Annotated in this window: 19 protein-coding genes; 15 read left to right on the forward strand and 4 right to left on the reverse strand. The window is 53.6% G+C overall.

Annotation, left to right across the window (positions count from 1 at the left end; all coding sequences use genetic code 11):
- The first annotated feature begins 213 nt into the window (after positions 1–213).
- The 10 genes from AC1V0D_RS19735 (at position 214) to AC1V0D_RS19780 (ending at position 12,244) form a co-directional block, all read left to right on the forward strand.
- Complete coding sequence (locus AC1V0D_RS19735; protein ID WP_482907916.1) at positions 214–1,140, forward strand: aminoimidazole riboside kinase; 927 nt, start codon at positions 214–216, stop codon at positions 1,138–1,140.
- A 157-nt stretch (positions 1,141–1,297) separates the two neighbouring features.
- Complete coding sequence (locus AC1V0D_RS19740) at positions 1,298–2,812, forward strand: carbohydrate porin (protein WP_482907917.1); 1,515 nt, start codon at positions 1,298–1,300, stop codon at positions 2,810–2,812.
- Between the two features lie 66 nt (positions 2,813–2,878).
- On the forward strand, positions 2,879–4,249 hold the full coding sequence (locus AC1V0D_RS19745) for a sucrose-specific PTS transporter subunit IIBC (protein ID WP_046103061.1): 1,371 nt from the start codon (positions 2,879–2,881) through the stop codon (positions 4,247–4,249).
- Positions 4,249–5,658 carry a sucrose-6-phosphate hydrolase gene (locus AC1V0D_RS19750; protein ID WP_482907918.1) on the forward strand — a complete coding sequence of 470 codons (1,410 nt, stop codon included), beginning with the start codon at positions 4,249–4,251 and terminating at the stop codon, positions 5,656–5,658. Before AC1V0D_RS19745 ends, AC1V0D_RS19750 begins: the two co-directional genes overlap by 1 nt.
- 28 nt (positions 5,659–5,686) lie before the next feature.
- Positions 5,687–6,691, forward strand: a complete 1,005-nt coding sequence (locus AC1V0D_RS19755; protein WP_009093246.1) for a substrate-binding domain-containing protein — start codon at positions 5,687–5,689, stop codon at positions 6,689–6,691.
- A gap of 475 nt (positions 6,692–7,166) precedes the next feature.
- A complete protein-coding gene (locus AC1V0D_RS19760) occupies positions 7,167–8,114 on the forward strand; it encodes a LysR family transcriptional regulator (RefSeq protein WP_482907919.1) in 948 nt (315 codons plus the stop codon).
- 324 nt (positions 8,115–8,438) lie between these two features.
- Positions 8,439–9,008: an HD domain-containing protein gene (locus tag AC1V0D_RS19765; protein WP_058958379.1), complete on the forward strand. Its 570-nt coding sequence runs from the start codon at positions 8,439–8,441 to the stop codon at positions 9,006–9,008.
- A gap of 37 nt (positions 9,009–9,045) precedes the next feature.
- Complete coding sequence (locus AC1V0D_RS19770) at positions 9,046–9,744, forward strand: RraA family protein (RefSeq protein ID WP_009093243.1); 699 nt, start codon at positions 9,046–9,048, stop codon at positions 9,742–9,744.
- A 26-nt stretch (positions 9,745–9,770) separates the two neighbouring features.
- Positions 9,771–11,189 carry a DASS family sodium-coupled anion symporter gene (locus tag AC1V0D_RS19775; RefSeq protein WP_482907920.1) on the forward strand — a complete coding sequence of 473 codons (1,419 nt, stop codon included), beginning with the start codon at positions 9,771–9,773 and terminating at the stop codon, positions 11,187–11,189.
- 23 nt (positions 11,190–11,212) lie between these two features.
- Positions 11,213–12,244 (forward strand): hydroxyacid dehydrogenase, encoded by a 1,032-nt coding sequence (locus tag AC1V0D_RS19780; protein ID WP_267372769.1) that lies wholly within the window; start codon positions 11,213–11,215, stop codon positions 12,242–12,244.
- Between the two features lie 249 nt (positions 12,245–12,493).
- On the opposite strand, the gene AC1V0D_RS19785 is transcribed toward AC1V0D_RS19780, so the two are convergent.
- The 3 genes from AC1V0D_RS19785 to AC1V0D_RS19795 form a co-directional block, all read right to left on the reverse strand.
- Positions 12,494–13,039 (reverse strand): chorismate mutase, encoded by a 546-nt coding sequence (locus tag AC1V0D_RS19785; protein WP_482907921.1) that lies wholly within the window; start codon positions 13,037–13,039, stop codon positions 12,494–12,496.
- Positions 13,040–13,349: 310 nt separating this feature from the next.
- On the reverse strand, positions 13,350–14,516 hold the full coding sequence (locus AC1V0D_RS19790) for a zinc-dependent alcohol dehydrogenase (RefSeq protein WP_482907922.1): 1,167 nt from the start codon (positions 14,514–14,516) through the stop codon (positions 13,350–13,352).
- Entirely contained in the window at positions 14,517–15,050 is a 534-nt protein-coding gene (locus AC1V0D_RS19795) for an SRPBCC family protein (protein ID WP_058958374.1), read from the reverse strand. It abuts the gene before it with no gap.
- Between the two features lie 229 nt (positions 15,051–15,279).
- Between AC1V0D_RS19795 and AC1V0D_RS19800 the strand changes: the two genes are divergently transcribed.
- Positions 15,280–15,519 carry a hypothetical protein gene (locus AC1V0D_RS19800; protein ID WP_058958373.1) on the forward strand — a complete coding sequence of 80 codons (240 nt, stop codon included), beginning with the start codon at positions 15,280–15,282 and terminating at the stop codon, positions 15,517–15,519.
- Between the two features lie 2 nt (positions 15,520–15,521).
- Here AC1V0D_RS19800 and AC1V0D_RS19805 read toward each other — a convergent pair whose 3' ends face one another.
- Entirely contained in the window at positions 15,522–16,433 is a 912-nt protein-coding gene (locus AC1V0D_RS19805) for an N-acetyltransferase (protein WP_140923778.1), read from the reverse strand.
- Positions 16,434–16,848: 415 nt separating this feature from the next.
- Between AC1V0D_RS19805 and AC1V0D_RS19810 the strand changes: the two genes are divergently transcribed.
- From AC1V0D_RS19810 to AC1V0D_RS19825, 4 genes are all read left to right on the forward strand, one after another.
- Positions 16,849–17,058: a hypothetical protein gene (locus AC1V0D_RS19810; protein ID WP_058958532.1), complete on the forward strand. Its 210-nt coding sequence runs from the start codon at positions 16,849–16,851 to the stop codon at positions 17,056–17,058.
- A 586-nt stretch (positions 17,059–17,644) separates the two neighbouring features.
- The gene (locus AC1V0D_RS19815; protein ID WP_058958530.1) at positions 17,645–18,598 is read left to right on the forward strand and encodes a hydroxyacid dehydrogenase; all 954 of its coding nucleotides are present in this window, start codon (positions 17,645–17,647) and stop codon (positions 18,596–18,598) included.
- A 10-nt stretch (positions 18,599–18,608) separates the two neighbouring features.
- Complete coding sequence (locus AC1V0D_RS19820; protein ID WP_482907923.1) at positions 18,609–19,307, forward strand: RraA family protein; 699 nt, start codon at positions 18,609–18,611, stop codon at positions 19,305–19,307.
- 70 nt (positions 19,308–19,377) lie between these two features.
- On the forward strand, positions 19,378–20,775 hold the full coding sequence (locus AC1V0D_RS19825) for a DASS family sodium-coupled anion symporter (protein WP_140923772.1): 1,398 nt from the start codon (positions 19,378–19,380) through the stop codon (positions 20,773–20,775).
- Positions 20,776–20,780 lie beyond the last annotated feature (5 nt).

The raw sequence follows: 20,780 nt of genomic DNA on the forward strand, positions 1-20,780 counted from the left end.
TCCGGCAGATTCTCGCCACCATGAAGTAACCCTCCTCGCTTCAGCGAAAACGAAACCGGCTCAGGCCGGTTTTTTTATATCGCTTCTTTACCTCAATGACCTGCTCGCGGCTGTCAGCGAGGTATCACTCCAGCAGAAGAACACTTGAAGTCGGCATCGTTTCCCGCTATAGCTAAAACGGTTTAGCGTTCAGGTCTGATTAAAGGAGTATGTATGTCAGTTCGCGTGTGGTGCCTCGGCGATGCCGTGGTGGATTTACTTCCCGAAATGCCGGGTCGGTTAATGCAGTGTCCGGGCGGGGCGCCCGCCAATGTCGCAGTGGGCGTCGCGCGTCTGGGGGGAAACAGCGCGTTTATCGGTCGGGTTGGCTCGGATCCCTTTGGTGAATTCATGCGGCAGACGCTGCAGGAAGAGCAGGTCGACACCGGGGCCATGATAACCGATCCCCGGCACCGCACCTCGACGGTGGTGGTCGGGCTGGATGAACAGGGCGAACGCTCCTTTACCTTTATGGTGAGGCCAAGCGCCGACCTGTTTCTTGAACCGGGCGACCTGCCTGCGTTCGGCCGCGGGGAGTGGCTGCACTGCTGTTCCATCGCCTTAGCGGCAGAGCCTTCGCGTACCACCACGCTGAAGGCGATGGAACAGATCCGGGCCGCAGGCGGGCATGTCAGTTTTGATTTGAATCTGCGCCATGACCTCTGGCCCGATCCGGCACTGCTGCAGGCGGTGGTGAGCGAGGCGCTCAGCCACGCCGACGTCGTTAAACTGTCAGATGAAGAGCTCGATTTTCTCTGTCCGGAGGGTGAAGCGGCCGGGCGCATGCTGCAACTGGCGTCGCGTTATCAGATCAATTTGTTGCTGGTGACGCGGGGCAGGGAAGGGGTGCTGGCCTGTTATCAGGGCCGGGTTGCGCACTACAGCACCTCCCCTGTGGTCAGTGTCGATACGACGGGCGCAGGCGATGCCTTCGTAGCGGGGTTATTGTGGGAACTCGCAAAGTCGGGTCTGCCCGCAAATGAATCGCAGCTGGCCCGCGCGCTGGCGAGTGCCCAGCGCTGCGGTGCACTCGCTACCACGGCTAAAGGTGCCATGACTGCACTCCCCTGGCTCCACCAGCTTCACGAACTGACGGAGTAATCCCTGCTTTTTACCCCTGTTTTGCGAACTATCTCACAATCACTAAACCGGTTTAGCTATTTTCGTTGCGAAGGGAAATTACCCGTGGCTATGATTTGGCCTAAACCGGTTTAGCAAAAAGCCGGTGATGATAGCCTCCTCTCAGGGACATAAAAAAATGAAAAAAAGCACCATTGCAGTGACCCTTTCTACCCTGTTGCTTTCCTCTCCCGTCTGGGCCGATTCCAGCATGAGCAGTATCGAAGCCCGTCTGGCAGCCATGGAGCAGCGGCTTCAGGCGGCCGAGCAGCGGGCGGATGCCGCCGAAACCCGCGCGCGAGCTGCTGAGAAGCAGGCTCAGCAGCTCGCGGCGGTTCAGCAGCAGAATCAGGCCTCTGCCGCTCAGGTCGAACAGCGCACCGCGAAGCTGGAGCAGCATTCGGCCGATGAAGGCGGCTTTGAATTTCACGGCTATGCCCGATCCGGCCTGCTGATGAACAGTTCAGCCGCGAAAACCCAGGGCGGTCCGACCGTAACCCCCGCCGGGGAGACCGGCGGTCACGTTGGTCGTCTGGGTAATGAACCGGACACCTACGTTGAGCTGAATCTGGAGCATAAGCAGACGCTGGCCAGCGGGGCCACAACCCGTTTTAAAGCGATGCTGGCCGACGGGCAGCGGACCTATAACGACTGGACGGCCACCAGCAGCGACCTCAATCTGCGTCAGGCGTTTGTCGAACTGGGCCAGCTGCCTACTTTTACCGGTGCCTTCGACAACGCCACCGTCTGGGCCGGTAAGCGTTTTGACCGTGATAACTTTGATATCCACTGGATCGACTCCGATGTGGTGTTCCTTGCCGGAACCGGTGCCGGTATCTACGACATGAAATGGAGCGATCAGGCGCGCAGCAACCTCTCTCTCTATGGCCGTACTTTCGGCGACATTGAAAACAACGAAAACACCGCGCAGAACTACATCCTGTCACTGAACAACTTTGTCGGTCCGGTGCAGATGATGGTCAGCGGCCTGCGGGCAAAAGATAACGATGACCGCCGGGATATTGAGGGTAACAAAGTCAAAAGCGATGCAGCCAATACCGGCGTCCACGCGCTGCTGGGCCTGCATAACGACAGCTTCTATGGGCTGACAGACGGTTCGTCGAAAACTGCACTGCTTTACGGTCACGGACTGGGAGCGGAGGTGAAATCCATTGGCTCTGACGGCGCACTGCTGCCGGAGGCCAGCACCTGGCGTCTGGCAAGTTACGGCATCACGCCGCTGGGCGGAGGCTGGCACATTGCGCCTGCTTTACTGGCGCAGCGCAGTGACGACCGTTACGTCAGAGGGGACAGCTACGACTGGGCGACGGCCAACCTGCGGCTGATTCAGGAGATCACGCAGAACTTTGAGATGCAGTATGAGGGCTCCTATCAGTACATGGATCTGCGTCCGCAGGGGTATAACAATCGCAACGCGGTCAGCGGCAGCTTCACCAAGCTCACCGTGGCGCCCACGCTGAAAGCCGGTGATGTCGGTGACTTCCTCAAGCGCCCGGAAATCCGGCTCTTTGCTACCTGGATGGACTGGGATCACCGGCTGGATAACTATGCCAGTGACGACGCCTTCGGCAGTAAAGGGTTTGATGCCGGTGGCGAATGGAACTTCGGCGTTCAGATGGAAACCTGGTTCTGACCGGCTGGCCCCGCATCCGGGGCCGGATAGTCACGCGGATAAAAACATAACAAGACAGAGGTATGTATGGACTATGTGAAGATTTCCCGGGCACTCCTGCCCCTGCTGGGTGGCAAAGCGAACATCGCCAGTGCCGCACACTGCGCTACCCGGCTGAGGCTGGTGCTGGCCGATGATGCGCTGGCGGACACAGCTGCCATTGGCCGGATTGAGGGAGTAAAGGGGTGCTTCCGCAATGCGGGACAGCTTCAGGTGATCTTTGGCACCGGCGTGGTGAACAAGGTGTATGCGGCGTTCATCGCCGAGGCGGGCATCAGCGAATCGAGCAAGTCGGAGGCGGCGGATATTGCGGCCCGTAAGCTCAACCCTTTCCAGCGAATCGCGCGTCTGTTGTCGAACATCTTTGTGCCGATCATTCCGGCCATTGTGGCGTCGGGGCTGCTGATGGGCCTGCTGGGGATGGTCAAAACCTACGGCTGGGTTAACCCGGAGAATGCGCTCTATATCATGCTCGATATGTGCAGCTCGGCGGCCTTTATTATCCTGCCGATCCTGATTGGCTTTACGGCGGCGCGCGAGTTTGGCGGTAACCCCTTTCTCGGCGCGACCCTCGGCGGCATCCTGACGCATCCGGCCCTGACTAACGCCTGGGGGGTCGCGTCGGGTTTCCACACCATGAACTTCTTTGGTTTTGAAGTGGCGATGATCGGCTATCAGGGGACGGTATTCCCGGTGCTGCTGGCAGTGTGGTTTATGAGTATGCTGGAAAAGCAGCTGCGCCGGGTTATTCCGGATGCCCTCGATCTGATCCTGACCCCGTTTCTGACGGTGATTCTGTCCGGCTTCATTGCGCTGCTGATCATCGGTCCGGCCGGCCGTATGCTGGGTGATGGCATCTCCTTTGTGCTCAGCACCCTGATCGCACACGCAGGCTGGCTGGCAGGCCTGGTGTTCGGCGGACTCTATTCCGTGATCGTCATTACCGGTGTGCATCACAGCTTTCACGCTATCGAGGCGGGGCTGCTGGGTAACCCCTCCATCGGGGTAAACTTCCTGCTGCCTGTCTGGGCGATGGCGAATGTCGCTCAGGGCGGTGCCTGCCTGGCGGTGTGGTTTAAAACCCGCGATGCAAAAATCAAAGCGATTTCGCTGCCCTCCGCTTTCTCTGCGCTGCTGGGGATCACGGAAGCCGCGATCTTTGGTATTAACCTGCGCTTTATGAAGCCTTTCATTGCCGGCCTGGTCGGGGGCGCGCTGGGGGGAGCCTGGGTGGTTTCGGTGCACGTCTACATGACCGCCGTCGGCCTGACCGGTCTGCCGGGCATGGCCATCGTGCAGGCCGGATCGCTGCTGAACTATATTATCGGTATCGCCATCGCCTTCATTTCGGCGTTTGTGATCTCTTACCTGCTCAAATATAAAACGGACGCGGAATAATGAGCGCATCAACACGTCTGGCCGCTATCCTGCAGGCGGTCATGCAGGGTATGCCCGCGGCGCTCAGCGACCGCCACTATCCCGGCTGGCATCTGGCACCGGTGACCGGGCTGCTCAACGATCCTAACGGCTTTATCCATTTTGACGGACACTATCATCTCTTTTACCAGTGGAACCCGCTGGGGTGTGCACATCAGCATAAGTGCTGGGGTCACTGGCGCTCAGCGGATCTGCTGCACTGGCAGCATCAGCCCATTGCCCTGATGCCTGATGAGGAGTATGACCGCAGCGGTTGTTACTCCGGCAGCGCAGTGGAGGAGAACGGCGTGCTGACGCTGATCTACACCGGTAACGTCAAATTTGAGGATGGCTCGCGCACCGCGTGGCAATGCCTGGCGCAGCAGAACAGCGCAGGGGGATTCGACAAACTCGGCCCGGTCATTGCCGTGCCGGAGGGCTACACCGGCCACGTCCGCGATCCAAAAGTGTGGCGGCACGAAAACCACTGGTACATGGTTCTGGCGGCGCAGACCACGCAGCGGCAGGGCAGGGTGTTGTTACTGCGTTCTGACGATCTGCGCGCGTGGCACTCTCTCGGCGAAATAGCGGGCAGCGAGCGGGGGGGACTGGGTGCTGCGGGCTACATGTGGGAATGCCCGGATATGTTCACGCTGGGCGACAGCACCTATCTGATCTGCTGTCCGCAGGGCGTGGCGCCGGAAGAAAAACGCTACCTGAACAGCCACGCCTGCGCCTGGCTGAGCGGCTCTCTGAATTATGAGCGGGCTGAATATACACACGGCCCGCTGAATGAAATGGATGCCGGGTTTGAATTTTATGCGCCGCAGACCACGCTTACTGCGGACGGACGGCGTCTGCTGGTGGGCTGGATGGGCACGCCGGATGGCGAAGAGATGGCCCAGCCGACGGTCGCGCATCGCTGGATCCACCAGATGACCTGCCTGCGTGAACTGAGCTCACGCAACGGGCGGCTCTGTCAGCAGCCGGTTGCCGAACTGCAGGCGCTGCGCGAAGCGGAGCAGCACTATCAGGGTCGCGCTGATGACATGCCTCCGATCGCCGCCACGCGACTGGAGCTGATTCTGGAGAGTCAGGGGGATATCGAACTCAATTTTGCCGATACGCTGATCCTGTCGTGGCAGCAGGATGAACTGCGGCTTGCCCGTCGCAGTCTGGTTTCGGGCGAGTGGATCTTCCGCTACTGGACAGGGGCAGCCCGTCGGTTGCAGATCCTCTGCGACCACTCCAGCGTGGAGATTTTCATCAATGACGGGGAGGGCGTGATGAGCAGCCGCTATTTTCCGGACGCACCGGCGAAGCTCACCCTGCGCGGAGGCGCAGAACTGACGGCCCGCTACTGGTCGTTGCGTCGCTGCATGGTAGAATAACGGCCTGTCCCATCAACCGTGCCCTGCCGTGAGAAAAACCAAACGCGTTACTATCAGTGACATTGCCGGGCTGGCTGGCGTTTCAAAAGCCACTGCCAGCCTGGTGCTTAATGGCCGTGGCGAAGAGTTACGGGTGGCAAAGGAGACGCGTGAGCGGGTTCTGACGCTGGCCCGTGAACACCATTATCAGCCCAGCATCCACGCCCGGATGCTGCATGATGCCCGCAGCCACACGCTGGGGCTGGTGGTGCCGGAGATCACTAACCACGGTTTCGCGGCCTTTTCGCATGCGCTGGAAAATCTCTGCCGGGCAGCCGGTCTCCAGCTGCTGATCTCCTGTACCGATGAAAATGGTGCTCAGGAGAGGGTGGTCGTGAATAACCTGGTTGCCCGTCAGGTCGATGGGCTGATTGTCGCCTCAAGCATGCTGGATGACAGTGACTATGTCAGCCTCAGCGAACAGTTACCGGTACTGCTGTTTGATCGCCATATGAACAACACCGCGCTTCCCTGGGTGATCACCGACTCGGTCACCCCTACCGCCGATCTCGTTGAAAAACTGGCGCGCGCCTGTCCGGAAGAGATCTACTTCCTTGGCGGACAGTCTGCGCTGTCGCCCACCCAGGATCGTCTGTCGGGATTCCGGCAGGGGCTGGCGCGCGCGGGGGTGACCCTGCAACCGGAGTGGATTATTCAGGGTAACTACCATCCCGGCAGCGGCTATGAGATGTTTTCGGCCTTGTGTGACCGGCTGGGACGTCCTCCTAAAGCGATGTTCACCGCCGCCTGTGGTCTGCTGGAAGGGGTGCTGCGCTACATGAGCGAGCATCACCTGCTGACCCGCGATATCCGCATCGCCAGTTTTGACGATCACTATCTGTATGATTCGCTCTCCATTCCGATCGATACGGTAGAGCAGAATGTCCCGGCGCTGGCGCAGGCCTGTTTCTCCATGCTGACCACCCTGATCCGGGGAGACGATCCCACCGAGAGCCAGCTGGTCTTGCCGGCCACACTGCGGCTGCGCGGTTAACGGATGCGGGTCAGATCCAGCGCCTGAGTTCGCTGTTCTCTGTATCACTGAGGCATACAACGTCATTTACCCCCGCCTGATCATTTTCGCCGTATCGTTATAACGATACGGCGACCTCTTAAGGTGCGTAATGCACTGTGCATCCACCCTGAGACTGCGGCACCGGATAAGGGTACAGCCGGTATCGGGCAATGCATAAAGAGCCATCGCTCACACGTATTAAAAAAACCATCGCTTCAGCTCAGGTTGTCGGGGGACACAGCGCGTGAGAAAAAATATAATGGCAATCGATAATTCAAAGATGATGATGCAAAAAAGTTAACGACGTTTAACCTCATTTACTTGCAAATATAGAATCATCATCTCTTTTATCAACTTTGAATTTTTAATCATTATCTTCAGCATTTCAATGCACGCAGACTGCCGTAAATCAGGCGAGTAAAACGCGCTGGTTACAGGCTTACAGGGGGGCATAATGAACTTAATCAGCATGCGATACTTTGTTGAGCTGGCTGAAAATTTAAATTTCACCAGGGCTGCACAAAATCTTTCAACCTCTCAGCAAAATCTCAGTGTACACATTAAAAAATTAGAGGATTATTATGATACGATTCTCTTCCACAGAAAACCCCAGATTAAACTCACTCAGGCCGGTAGCGCGCTGTATGATTCTGCGATAAAGATACTGATGGAGAGTGACAATATCTCATCACGATTAAGCGATATTAAGCATCATCATATTGGCACGTTATATATCGGGGCGACGCCCTACAGAGGAAGTTACTGGCTTCCTATGGTTCTGCCGGACTATATTAAAAAATGGCCCAACATTACGATAAACCTGACAAACGAAAAATCAGCCAGGATGGAACAGATGCTGATGTCCGGAGAGCTGGATTTTTTTGTCGGGATAAAACAAGGGGATGATCCCCTGTTAAAAACCATCCCATTGATGAACGACAGGCTCTATCTTGCCGTTAATAAAAATCTGCTGATTGAGCATTTTGGCAGTGACACGGATAATTTTATCGCAGGATGCCAGCAGGGTACGACGCTTGATAAATTCAAAGACTTTCCCTTTATCTGTTTTAAATCGGATTACCGGCTGCACAAAATTGTTAACGCATGCTTTGAGGAGGCGGGATTTGAACCGCGGAGAATATTTGAGGTTGACTCCATCGATGTCATGCTTGCCCTGTTTGAATTTGGTGTCTTTTTTCTGACTGAAATAAGAATACCCTCCTTACAGGAACGCTATCCGGAAGGTGTGTTTCTGCCCGTTCTTCTTCAGAATGACTATGTTTTCAGTCCGCTGAGCATTATTTACCACAAAAACCGCTATCTATCCCGCTACGCGCGTGACTTCATCTCCCGAACAACGGCGCTATTTGATACGCCCGGACCTTTTTCACGGCATCGCTGACGCAACCCGCGTGGTGATAAGCCTTCCAGTAACGGAGTTGACGGTTTTATTATGAACCAGACTCCGGAATTTCTGTGAGGTTAATTGCAAATCTCACCGTTTTATATTGACGGCGTAAGCGTGATTAACGAAGGCCTTATTGCAGAATAGTTAAATTAATTTTAAATAATGCATAAACAACATTTCTTTGTCGGAAATAAATAAAATATTGTTTCTGTTGGTGCGTATTAAAAAATAGAATGCCCGCAAGATCATATATTCGCCCGGTTTCCGATAGGGTGAAGGTTCTTCCTTATTATCTGACAGGACTTTGTGAGGCAGGAAATGTGCGAAATCACTATTGAAAAGATAAAAGAGTTTTTCCCTCAGTTAGCAGCAGTCAAAAACAGAAGGCTTGCGGATGCTGCATGTGAAATCTGGGTTGAGGCATTTCGGAACAGTGCATGGGAGAACATTGAAGATGCACAGTTTGCGATCAGAGCACCGGATGTTTCTTTGGTTAAGCACACCGAGAATGTCACGGACAATGTCCTGCTTATTGCCCGGAATATCCAGAAAAAATTCGGGTATGAAGTTGACACCGATATTCTGATTGTTTCCGCTGTACTGCATGACGTATGCAAGCTGGAAGAGATGGAGATGGGGGCGGGTGGGCCGGGCACCAGTAAAAAAAGTCAAACGGGTAAGCTTTATCAGCATGGCTTTTTAAGTGGGTATTACACCCATAAATACCGACTTCCGGAAGCAATTACGGCATTGGTCGTCGCGCATTCAGGACAATCCAAAGTTATCCCTCAGGGCATTGAGGGGATGATTTTATTCTATGCAGACATGATGGATGCTGATGTCCATTTTGTTCATGCCGGAACAGATATTTGTCTTACTGAAAAATAAAACGTCAGAAACAGAAAATATTAATAAGGAGTCGCTCATGTCAGTGGGTAATCGCGTTTTCACCAGGAGAAAATTGCCGGATCCTGAACTGGTTAAAGCTTTCAGTAAAATTGCAGCCGCAAATGTGGCGGATTGCATGGGGAGATTATGCGGAATGAACCCGCAAATCAGACTGATGTCGAACCCCTCCGGCAGAATTATGTGCGGGGTTGCATTGACGGTCAAAGCCCGAGCGGGTGACAACATGATGCTCCATAAAGCGATGAATATTTCACAACCTGGCGATGTGATTGTGGTTTCCAATGAGGGGGAACGGAGCCGGGCTATCATGGGTGAAATCATGTTTAATTATTTACAGGGCTTCAAAAAAATAGAGGGGATTGTTATCGATGGCCCGGTCAGAGACATTGATATTCTCTCTCAGGGAACATTACCTCTCTATGCAACCGGAACCACCCCCTCGGGACCTTACAAAGAGGGCCCCGGAGAAGTTAATGTCCCGATTTCCTGTGGCGGTATCATGGTCAATCCTGGTGATATCATCCTGGGTGACAGGGATGGCGTCATCGTCATTCCGAAAGACGACGCTTACTCTGTTCTGGAAAAATCAAAAATATTATCTGAGAAAGATAAAGAAAAAGCCGTCAATTCCGCAGCCGGTACGGTTAATCGTCAATGGGTAGACGATTTAATGGAAAGAAAGAATGTAGAGATTATTGATAATCACTATGAGTAATAAAATAAAACCAGGAAGAACGAAAAATGAAAAGCAAGATAGCAAAGCTTATTCCGGTCGTTATTTTCCCTGCGTTATTCTGGACGCTACCCTGTCCTGACGGACTGGATATTAATACATGGCATATGGCGGGCTTATGCCTTGCGCTGATGTGTGGACTCATTCTGAAACCGTTTTCCGAGCCCATTATCAGCCTGATTATCGTAGGGCTTGGGGCTTTTTTCGTGAAAGATCCCAACGCGCTTTTTTACGGATGGGGACAACAGAACGTCTGGTTTATCCTGGCCGTGTTACTGGCTTGCAGCGCATTCAGGAAAAATGGGCTGGGTAAACGTATGGCATACATTTTACTTTCTAAATTCGGCAACACCTCCTTTGGCCGTTCGTCGCTTGGCCTGGGTTATGTCATGCTGATATGCGATCTGATATTGAGCCCGGCAACGGGATCTAATACATCACGGTCTGCGATTGTCTTCCCGATTTTCAGGGGCTTATCGGAAGCGCTGGATTCCCATCCCGACAAAAATCCCCGAAAACTGGGCGCATATCTTGAGCTCTTACAGCACGTCGTTACCATGTCAACAGCGGCGCTGTTTTTAACCGGAATGGCATCCAATGCCGTGATTGCATCGACGATAAACAATGTCGTTGGGATTGAGTTAACGTGGGCGCTGTGGTTCAAAGCCGCTCTGGTCCCCGGTTTACTGATTCTTTTTCTCAGCCCCATTGTGGTCTACAAGTTATTCCCTCCCGAAATGCGTGACCTGGGAAATATAAAACCCATCGTTATGCAAAAGATTGCGGAAATGGGCCCCATGAAGCGGGATGAAAAGATCATGTTTGTGCTTTTTATCTGTGCCATTCTGGGATGGAGTATTGGCTATAAGATTGGCATGGGACTCTATATTGTTGCCTTTATCTGGTTAGCGCTGGAGCTGGTGTTTGGATTGTTAAACTGGGATGACCTGATGGCTGAAAAAGGCGCCTGGAACATGTTTACCTGGTTTGGTGCTTTTTACAGTCTGACCGTGGCGTTAAATGATGGCGGATTCTATACCTGGATTGCGTCACAGCTTCAGCTGTATCTGAATCTTAACGCGATTAGCGGCTCTCTGGTTCTGGTGATTCTGGTATTACTCAGTCTGGTCGTGAAGTATTTTTTTGTTTCGAACTCCGCTTATATCGTTTCCATATATCCAGTGGTGCTGACCTTAGCCAAAGCGACCCAGGTCAATATGATGGCCCTGTCGTTGATGCTGGTCTTCTTTGGCGCATACGGTGCTCTGCTTTGTAATTACGGAAACGGGGCAAGTATTTATTTATACGGGAACGGCTATGTCAGCCAAAAGGACTGGTATACAAAAGGCACGATAATACTCATCCTTATTTCTTTAGTGCTCTTTACTGTCGGTCTTCCCTACTGGAAATTGATAGGCATACTGTAATCTATAAATAACGAGGTTTTATTATGGGCTGGAAAGTGCTTTTGCCACAGGAATTGAAACAGGATGGACGACTTCTGCTTGAACGGCAGGGGCATACGTTAATTGACGGGCGTGGCTTTGAAACCGACGACGTGATTGCAGACATGCAGTTACACCAGCCGGATGCCATCATTGTTCGTGTGACCAAAATGTCTCGCAAAGTGTTTGAGGCGGCAGCACCGAATTTAAAAGTCCTCGTCCGGCATGGTGCCGGGTTTGATGCGGTTGATTTGAAGGCTGCTGATGACTTTGGTGTCAAATGCCTCTATGCGCCTGTTGCGAACAGTACATCCGTTGCGGAGACGGCGTTGTTACTCATGCTTTATATGAGCCGCAATGTCAGCCGTCTTCGTGCCATGCTGCCGGTCGACTACTATGCGGCAAAATTAAAAACGCCGATGACAACCTTAAACGGCAAAACCGTGGGGATCATCGGGTGCGGAAACATAGGCAGCCGGACCGCTAAACGTTGTCTGGCGATGGAAATGAACGTGCTTTGTTACGACCCTTACAAGCCTGCTAAAGATTTTCCTGATGGGGTTGAGGTCGTAAGAGACCTGGAGAGAATTTTTACGGAGAGTGATTACGTCTCACTGCACGCCCCCGATACGTCAGTGACGCACAATATGATTAACAAAGAAAAGTTAGCCATGATGAAACCGGGTGCTTTTCTGATCAATACCGCGCGCGGTGGGTTGGTCAATGAAGACGATCTGGTTGAAGCCTGTAAAAATGGCATCATCGCTGGCGCAGGACTGGATGTCATTGCTCATGAGCCGATGCACCCGGATAACCCTCTGGCGGCACTGGATAATGTGCTCATCACCCCGCACGTGGGAGGCAATACGGCTGAAGCCGCCATCCGGGCTTCTTACATGGCTGCTATGGGGGTTGCCGAGATGTATGAAGGTAAGGCCCCCACCTGGCCCATTCCAGTGATTGATTACCAGACTGCGCGGACTTACGCTGATACAAAAGAGAGTCATAAAATCCCCGCCGGGATGTTTGATTATTAATTCACTCCTGCACTGATAATCGATCCTGGCATTGATAACACTCTGCATAAGAGCCTGTCGCGCAACAGGCTCTTATGCCTGTATTAACGTAAACGCATCCTTTCGCGAACAGCATTTGCCGCTATCCTTCAGAGTGAAAAGTCGCAACAGGGCTGATGCCTGTAACGTTCTCACTTATGACCGGTGACGCATCCTGAGATTCCCCCTTGGGGGCAGAACGTTCTGCAGGGTCTGCGTGACGCCCTCCGCCTAATGCCTGCGCTGAATGCGGGAAAGGGAGGTCACGAGGCTGTTTTTGTCCGCCTCACTGAGGTGGGGGGCTGCGAGCTGCGAGAGCAGGCAGTCCTTGTCGGCGTCAGCCAGGGTGCCTGCCATCAGCCGCTGACTGATCGCCGTCAGTAACTGTGTATCCAGCCGTTGTATCTGCTGCCGGGTCTCTGCCAGATCCGGAACAGCCTGCAGGCTATCCGGCGTGGAAAGCCAGTCAGCCCGATAGCGATACTGAATAGCTTTACTGGCATTCATCAGGGCGTGAATAAAAGGTTCCACCGATTCCGGCTCAAGTCCTTCCTGCTGCGCATTGTGCAGCATGTTCTCCAGTACCACCTGCTCCCGGGGCAGATCCTCCACGGGTAAATGATGCTGCGCTTTATAACCTGCCACGGCTTTCATGACCTGCATACGTTCATTCAGGGCGGTTGAAATGGCCCCGAGTGAGACGGAAGAGACAGACCCGGCGAAAACGTTGCTGCACATAAAGAGTGAAGAGAAAAAAATCGCTACAAACTGCGTCATTTGCCTGCTCCATGAGTGAAAGGTGGCACTAATTTATGCATGAAACGATAACGTAGTGTGATTAATATTTTTACAAAATGTGAACGATGGCGGTACCGGCAACATTCAGGCAGGTTATTCATTTAACATCGTTTTTTGGCTTTCAGGTTCATAAAAAATTCATATGATCCTGCCATCCTGATCGGTCAGCTTCCGCTCTGGTCATTGGGAACGGGCTGCGATAAAAGGATAATCTGACGTTGAGTTAAGCGCGGGGGATAAAGAGAAAAGGGCGGCTCAGCCGCCCGAATCGGTCAGGGGCATCCTGTTCTCAGGGAACAAAGACGGCACGAACACAGCCATCTTCTTTATGCTTAAACATCTCATAGCCGCGCGGCGCTTCTTCCAGCGGGAAGCGATGCGTCGCCATAAACGCCGGGTTGAGTTCATTCTGCGCAACATGCTCCAGCAGCCTGTGCATATAGCGTTGCCCGTGCTGCTGGGCGGTGCGGATGGTCAGACTCTTGTTGATCATCAGCCCCAGCGGAAACTTATCCATCACGCCATACACGCCCAGGATAGCGATGTTGCCGCCTTTGCGGCAGCTGTAGAGTGCCTGACGCAGGGCGGCACCCACATCCGTTTCAAGATGCAGCATCTGTTTCGTCTTGTCGTAGACCTGACTTAAGCCTTCCCCCCTGGCCTCCATGCCGACCGCATCGATACAGCTGTCCGGGCCACGGCCGCCGGTCAGTTCCAGCAGGGCTTCGTGGATATCGACCGAGGTGTAATCCAGCGCGATGCTGCCTGCAAAGTCCCGCGCCATCGCCAGCCGCTCAGGATAGCGATCGATACCGATGACCTGATGTGCTCCCATCAGCCAGGCACTCTGCTGAGCCATCAGGCCGACGCCGCCACAGCCCCAGACCACCACCGTGTCACCCGGATGGATGTTGCAGAAATCGGCACCCATGTAGCCGGTGGGTGTCGCATCGGAGAGGAACAGCGCCTGCTCATCGGTGACACCGTCGGGAACGACAAAGCAGTCATTGTCGGCAAAGGGGATGCGGACATACTCCGCATGCGAGCCCGCATAGCCGCCAAAGGCATGGCTGTAAGCGTAAATTCCGCCGGTCGGATGGCCCAGCGCCGTCTCCCCTTTTTCCCACTGCGGATGTGTGTTGTCACAGCAGGAGGGGAGTTGTTGCTGGCAATACCAGCAGGAGCCGCAGGAGATGAAGGAGGGGACGACCACCCGGTCACCGCGGCGGATATTTTTCACCGCGCTGCCGACCTCGACGACCTCGCCCATAAATTCATGGCCCAGGATATCTCCCTCGCGCATCGTCGGGATCAGACCGTCAATGACGTGGAGATCGGAGCCGCAGGTCGTGGTAAGCCTGACCCGTATGATGGCATCATGAGGGTTAATCAGACCAGGATCGGCCACCGTTTCAACGCTGAGATCGTTGACGCCATTCCAGCAGAGTGCGCGCATCTATTTCTCCTTATCCTTACGGCTGGCATGGCGGCCCGCAGGCTGCCCCTCCAGCGTGGGAATTTCACCGGTTTCAGCCAGGCTCTTGAAGCGATGTAACGCTTTGCTGGCCACCTCTTTCGGCAGCAGATCGAATAACGTGGTCACCTTTTTCCCCAGTGCCCCGCCCGGTGGGGTGAACTGCAGCGTCAGGGCCAGTTCGGTCCCCCATTCACCCGGCGCGGGGCGAAAACGCAGTTCACCTTCGTTAGGAATGTCCGCGCCGTCCAGCGAACGCCAGGCAATGACTTCGCCCGGCTGCGCTTCAACAATCCGGCTTTCCCAGCGGTAATGCCTGCCGAGAGGCCCTTCAACCTGCCAGTGCGCATCGCTTTTATTCACCGGTGTTACGCTGGCGAAGTGGCTCATAATCCGGGGCAGGGTATCCGGCTCAAGCCACAGGGCAAAAAGCTCGGTTGCGGGCAGGCCGATCGTTATCCAGCGCCGGAGCGTGAGGGTATTGTCACTGGTCGTTGTCTCAGATGTGGTTGTCAAAACGTCCTCCGGGAGTTCTCAGTGGAACGGGATTACAAGATTTGAGTTAAGGACAGTGCGGGGGATTATGCGAGCGAAGCCGCGTCAGTCAGATCAAAGCTGCAATCTCAGAAAGAGGTCAGGATGCCTGCCGGATAGCCAGTGCAGAGACGCACTCTGGCATTCCGGAACAGAGACCTGGCGCCGCCGGGACGGACATTTACAGCAGCAAAAAGAGGGAGATAGGGCCTTGAGTAACCTGTTTTCCGCGAACAAAAACGTCGCGGAATATGTGAGAAAGCTGGAGAAGCAGGCAGCCAGCCGCTCAGAAGCGAACTGGCATGAAGGACTGAAAATTAGCACCAAAAGCGCGCTGGAAAAAATCAATGCGGCTTATGAGGCTAACCTGATCGGTGCTGAAGAGAGCCTGAGTCTGAAGCAGCGGGTTTACCGGGTGCAGGATAAGCTGATTGCGCTCGCCTTGTGGTGACCTCAGCCGATCAGACCGCCTGTGCGTAAATCGGCGGGGGTAAAAAACTGATACTTCAGCACGCAGCGTCGTCCGGCATTGAAGGCCGTTCGTAAAGAAGGAAGGTTGCCTGGCAGAATCGTGCCGGTCAGCAGCGCGCGCTCGCCATGGTGCAGATGAAGCTGCCGCAGCAAAAGCCGCTGCGCGCTCGCGGCAAGCCCCCGGCCCTGACAGGCAGGGATAATGACTTCATCCATAATCTGGAAGCCTTCAATAAACGCCGTTTGCCGTGGCACACAAATAATCAGTCCAGCCATCCTCTCCTGCCAGACAATCAGACGGACGTGCCCGTCAGCGATATCATCACGCAACTCCTGCCTGCTGGTAGCCTGTAACTGATCGCGGAGATGCGGCAGGGTCTGCCTGCTGACGCGATAGGCATGATGGATCGCCGCGAGACAGGCGGGAAAATCGCGCCGGCTGGCGGTGACCAGAGACAGTTCGCCTGTGACAGGTTCCGGCAGCGAAGCGGGATCGCTGAGAAAAAGCAGCTGGTCAGTAAAGCCGATTTCAGCGTGAGTCACAGGCAACAGGACCCGCAGCCTGAGCGGATTCAGCACCTGCCACGCCCGCATGATGGCGTCAGCCGCCGCAAAATCCAGCGCGCCATCACGTGCGATGACATCAATGAAGGGCTGAGCCAGGTCTCCTCCCAGATAGCGCGGCCCGGTGAGATAGCGCTGGCCGTTTATCGTCAGTTCCCGCTGCAAAAAGGTGTGCTGGGGCAGGCCGGTTTCACGCCAGGGAAACGCGGCGGAAAAGTGATGATCGTGGCAGCGACTCTGCTCCCGGGCCAGCCAGCGGGCAAGCCAGGCGCTGAGACAGTCCGACGAGACAGGAACAGTACGGTAGAGCGACACCATATAATCCAGCATAAGAGTCCTTATTGCCTGCCGTAAGGGAACGTCTGAGCCGTGCCGGTTCGCAGAGAAGGCTGCTGAGAGTGTAACGATATGCTCTGTTTTTGACCATCCCGACAGCATCGGTGACGCTCTGCCCGAGCGGGCGCGCATCTGAAGCCGGAACGGCAGGCCAAAAAAATGCGCGGATGAGCGTGTTATCTGTGCTGTCGTCAATCGCGACAAGGGGCGTCTATTCACATCCGGCCCTGTTATGTCTGCATCGTCAAATTAATTGATGCAATAAGGCGGGTTTGCCCAAAAAAATACTTTGTTTTATCTTTTACGTAAATATTACAGATTCAGATAATCGGCGGGCGGATCCTGCATTATGCTTTAAAGGCTATTCCATAATTATAAAGCGTGCCTTTTTTACACAGCAGGGGGTTCCATGGTTCATATTGATTTATGCACCAAAGAGGGCGTGATGAAAGCTTATGCTTTTCAGACGCCCATGCAGGCGATGAGCCTGGTAGAGAAAATAAAAGATGATGAGTTTCAGTGGTTTAATCTTGAGTGGGACGGGCAGCGTTTTACCTGTCCCTACCATTTTATTAAAAGACTCAGCAGCCGTTCTTATATTAAGTCATTCTGGCGTTAACGTAACCTGATTGATGACGTTATCACGCTCTCGCCAGCCAGTACCGTTCATCTGTATCTGAAAAAATGATGGTTGGGGCAGAAATAGCTCCATCCAATTTTTCAATGAAGCGCCTGTCATCAGTGCTCAAAAAAGTTGAACGGAGTGAAAATTTTTATCTGTCACCTCTGAGCGCAGCCCTGAACGAAAAACCTTTCCTTTTTCATTATTCAAGGAAAAAGAGATCTTTATTTCTTTCCTGTTGTCGGTGGTCTGGAAATAACATTAACAGCGTTATAATTTATCCCTTCATTAATCTGATCTACCTTCCTTTAACCAGTCAGAAAAAATAAGAAAACTTAATTAACCAGCTATTAACGTAGTGGTTATTTCATATTGAAATTTTTTCTTTTCACTCTGAAATGTGCTTATTTTTCCATTGCGCAGGGTGAGACTGTTGTCACTCTTTTAAAGCGGCTTGTCAGCTAACATTAAAATAAAAAATTATTATTTTTCATGCTCTTAATTATTTTAGTTTGTCTGTCTTTTTCATTCTGGCATGACCTCTGCAACAGCCGGGGAAAGAAACCACAAGGGAGTACCTTAAATGAGCTATAAAATTCTGCTTCCGCAGGAGATCATGAAGGAAGGGCGGGACTATCTGGAGAGTCGTGGCTACGAACTCATTACCGGTTCCGGCATGGAAGAGGAGGATATCATTCGCGATATCCCTGACTGTGACGGAATTATTGTTCGACTTTCAAAAATGTCTGAGCGCGTATTTGCCGCAGCAAAAAAATTAAAAGTGGTTGCACGCCATGGCGCAGGCTATGACACCGTTGACTTAGAGGCGGCAAAACGCCACGGCGTCACGGTGCTTAATGCGCCTGTCGCCAACAGTATGTCCGTGGCTGAACTGGCGCTTTTTTTCATGCTGCACTGCTCACGTAACTTCCGTCTCGTCGAAGAGAAGATGCTGGAAGATTATTACCGGGCAAAACTGCGCACGCCAAAAGTTGAGCTGGACGGGAAAACCCTCGGCCTTATCGGCGTCGGCAATATTGGTTCACGCGTAGCCATGAAGGCTCTGCATGGCTTCAACATGAAAGTCATTGCTTTTGACCCCTACAAAACAGCTGCTCAGGTGCCGGACGGTGTTGAGTTAACTCAGGATTTTGACCGGATTTTCCGGGAGAGTGATTTTGTTTCGCTGCACTGCCCGGCGACAGAAGAGACCTTTGACTTTGTCGGTGAAAAGCAGTTTTCACTGATGAAGCCAGAGGCTTACTTCATCAATACCGCACGCGGCAAGCTGGTCGATGAAAAAGCGCTGTATCACGCGCTGTCGACCTTTCAGATTGCCGGAGCCGGGCTGGATGTCCTGAAGAAAGAGCCGTTCGACCCCGCCGATCCCATTTTTGCACTGAGTAACGTCGTAATTGCCCCCCATATTGGTGCCGCCACGAAAGAAGCCACGGACCGTGCCTCGCTGCATTCCGCCATCGGCATTGATGAAGTGTTATCGGGCAAAAAACCATCCTGGCCGGTGCCGGGCTTTTAAGGAGAAGCGTATGTCTATTGGTAACCGTATTTTCACACAGCGTCCCGCTTTTGACGTGGCGTTACTCGAAGCCTATCAGCAGCTGCCTGTGGCCAACATTGCTGACACCATGAACCGGATTGCTGTACTCGGTAACGGCATCAGGCGCATCTCTTCACCGGCCAGACCTGTCATGGCGGGCTATGCCATTACCGTGAAGGCGCGCGCCGGTGACAATCTGATGCTGCATGCGGCGCTGGATATGGCAACAGAAAATGATGTCATCGTGGTCTCTAACGAAGGCGATCGGTCCCGTGCGCTGATGGGAGAGATCATGATCGCTTACGCTCACTACAATCGCAAAATTGCCGGCATCGTGCTGGATGGGCCTGTCCGGGATATTGATGCCCTCTCGGTGCTCGATTTCCCCATCTTCGCCACCGGTTCAAACCCCGCCGGTCCGTTTAAAGAGGGACCGGGAGAGGTCAATACCCCCATCGCCGTCGGCGGTGTTGCGGTGTGTCCGGGGGATTTGATCGTGGGCGATGCGGACGGAGTGATTGTCGTCCCGCTGAACGATGCCGCGGCGCTGCTCGAAAAAGCGACGGAATACGCCAGTTTTGACGCCGGTAAAGTTGCCGCAGCGAAGCGTGGCACCGCGAACCGGGCATGGGTCAGAAAAGCATTAGATGAAAAAGGCGTTGAGTTCATCGACGACGTTTACCGCTAATTCTTAAAAATAATGAAAAGCCGCGTCCCGGCGTCCCGGCACGCGGCTGCTAAGCAGAGGTAATATCATCATGCTTTATCTGAAGCTCTTACCCATCCTTTTTTTCCCCGTTCTGTTCTGGATGATCCCGCCCCCGGAAAGCCTCTCCGCCCAGACCTGGCACTTAGTCGGTATCTATCTGGCGATGCTATGCGGTCTGGTTCTGCGTCCGTTCACCGACGCCGTGATTATGCTGATTATTCTGGGCTTCGCGTCACTGTTCATTGCGCCTGGCCCGCTGTTTGCCGGATTTGGCAGCCCGATGGTCTGGTTTATCATCAGTGCCTTTATCATCTGCAAAGCCTTCGTGATCACCGGCTTAGGTAAACGTATCGCTTACCTGCTGCTTCAGCGCTATGGCAAAAATACGCTGACACTGGGTTACCTGATGATGGTAACCGACACGGTGCTGGCACCGGCCACAGGCTCAAACATGTCGCGTTCCGGCGGCATCACCTATCCTATTTTCCGCAACATCGCCGAAGCGCTGGGATCAACGCCCGATAAGGGCAGTCGCAGGATTGGCGCTTATCTCACGATTCTGATGTATGTCGTCTCGATGGGCACCTCCAGCCTGTTCCTGACCGGGATGGCAACCAACTCGATTACCGTCTCGCTGGCGAATGAGATCATGAATGTGAATCTCAGCTGGATGGTCTGGTTTAAGGCTGCCATCCTGCCGGCGGGCCTGGTGCTGCTGGCCGCCCCCTGGCTCCTCTATAAACTCTATGCGCCTGAACTGAAGAGCATCGATAACGTCAATGACATTGCCGTTCAGGGATTGCACGAGCTGGGCCCGGTAAAGCGTGAAGAGAAACTGCTGATGGTCTTCTTTGTGCTGGGTATTCTCGGCTGGATGACCGGCTCTTTAACGGGGATCCCCTTCATTCCGGTGGGGCTGGCATTCCTGGCCTGTCTGCTGCTGTTCGGCGTACTGAACTGGAACGATGTAGCCAGTGAAAAATCGGCCTGGCAGACCTTTGTCTGGTACGGTGCGTTTTACGGTTGTGCGGTCGCGCTCTCTAAAGGCGGTTTCTATGTCTTTCTGGTCGACGTGATCAAAAACTATCTGGACCTGTCGCAACTCAGCGAAATCAGTGCCCTTGGCGTACTGGTTTTTATCAGCCTCGCGGTGCGTTACTTCTTCGTTTCAAACAGTGCCTTTGTGGTCTCTTTCTATCCGGTGTTATTCACGCTGGGCATGACCACGCAGGCCCACCCGATGTACATCGCACTGTCACTGGCCTTCTCTGCCGGGTATGGCGCACTCCTGACCCATTACGGCAACGGCGCGGGTGTCTTCACCTTCTCAAGTGGGTATGTCCCGCAAAAAACCTTCTGGTTACTGGGTAGCGCCATGGTGCTGGTCAACGTGCTGGTCTTTTTCCTGATAGGGATCCCCTACTGGAAAATGATCGGTATTGGATAAAGGAA

This window comes from Pantoea sp. PA1 (assembly GCF_056856975.1).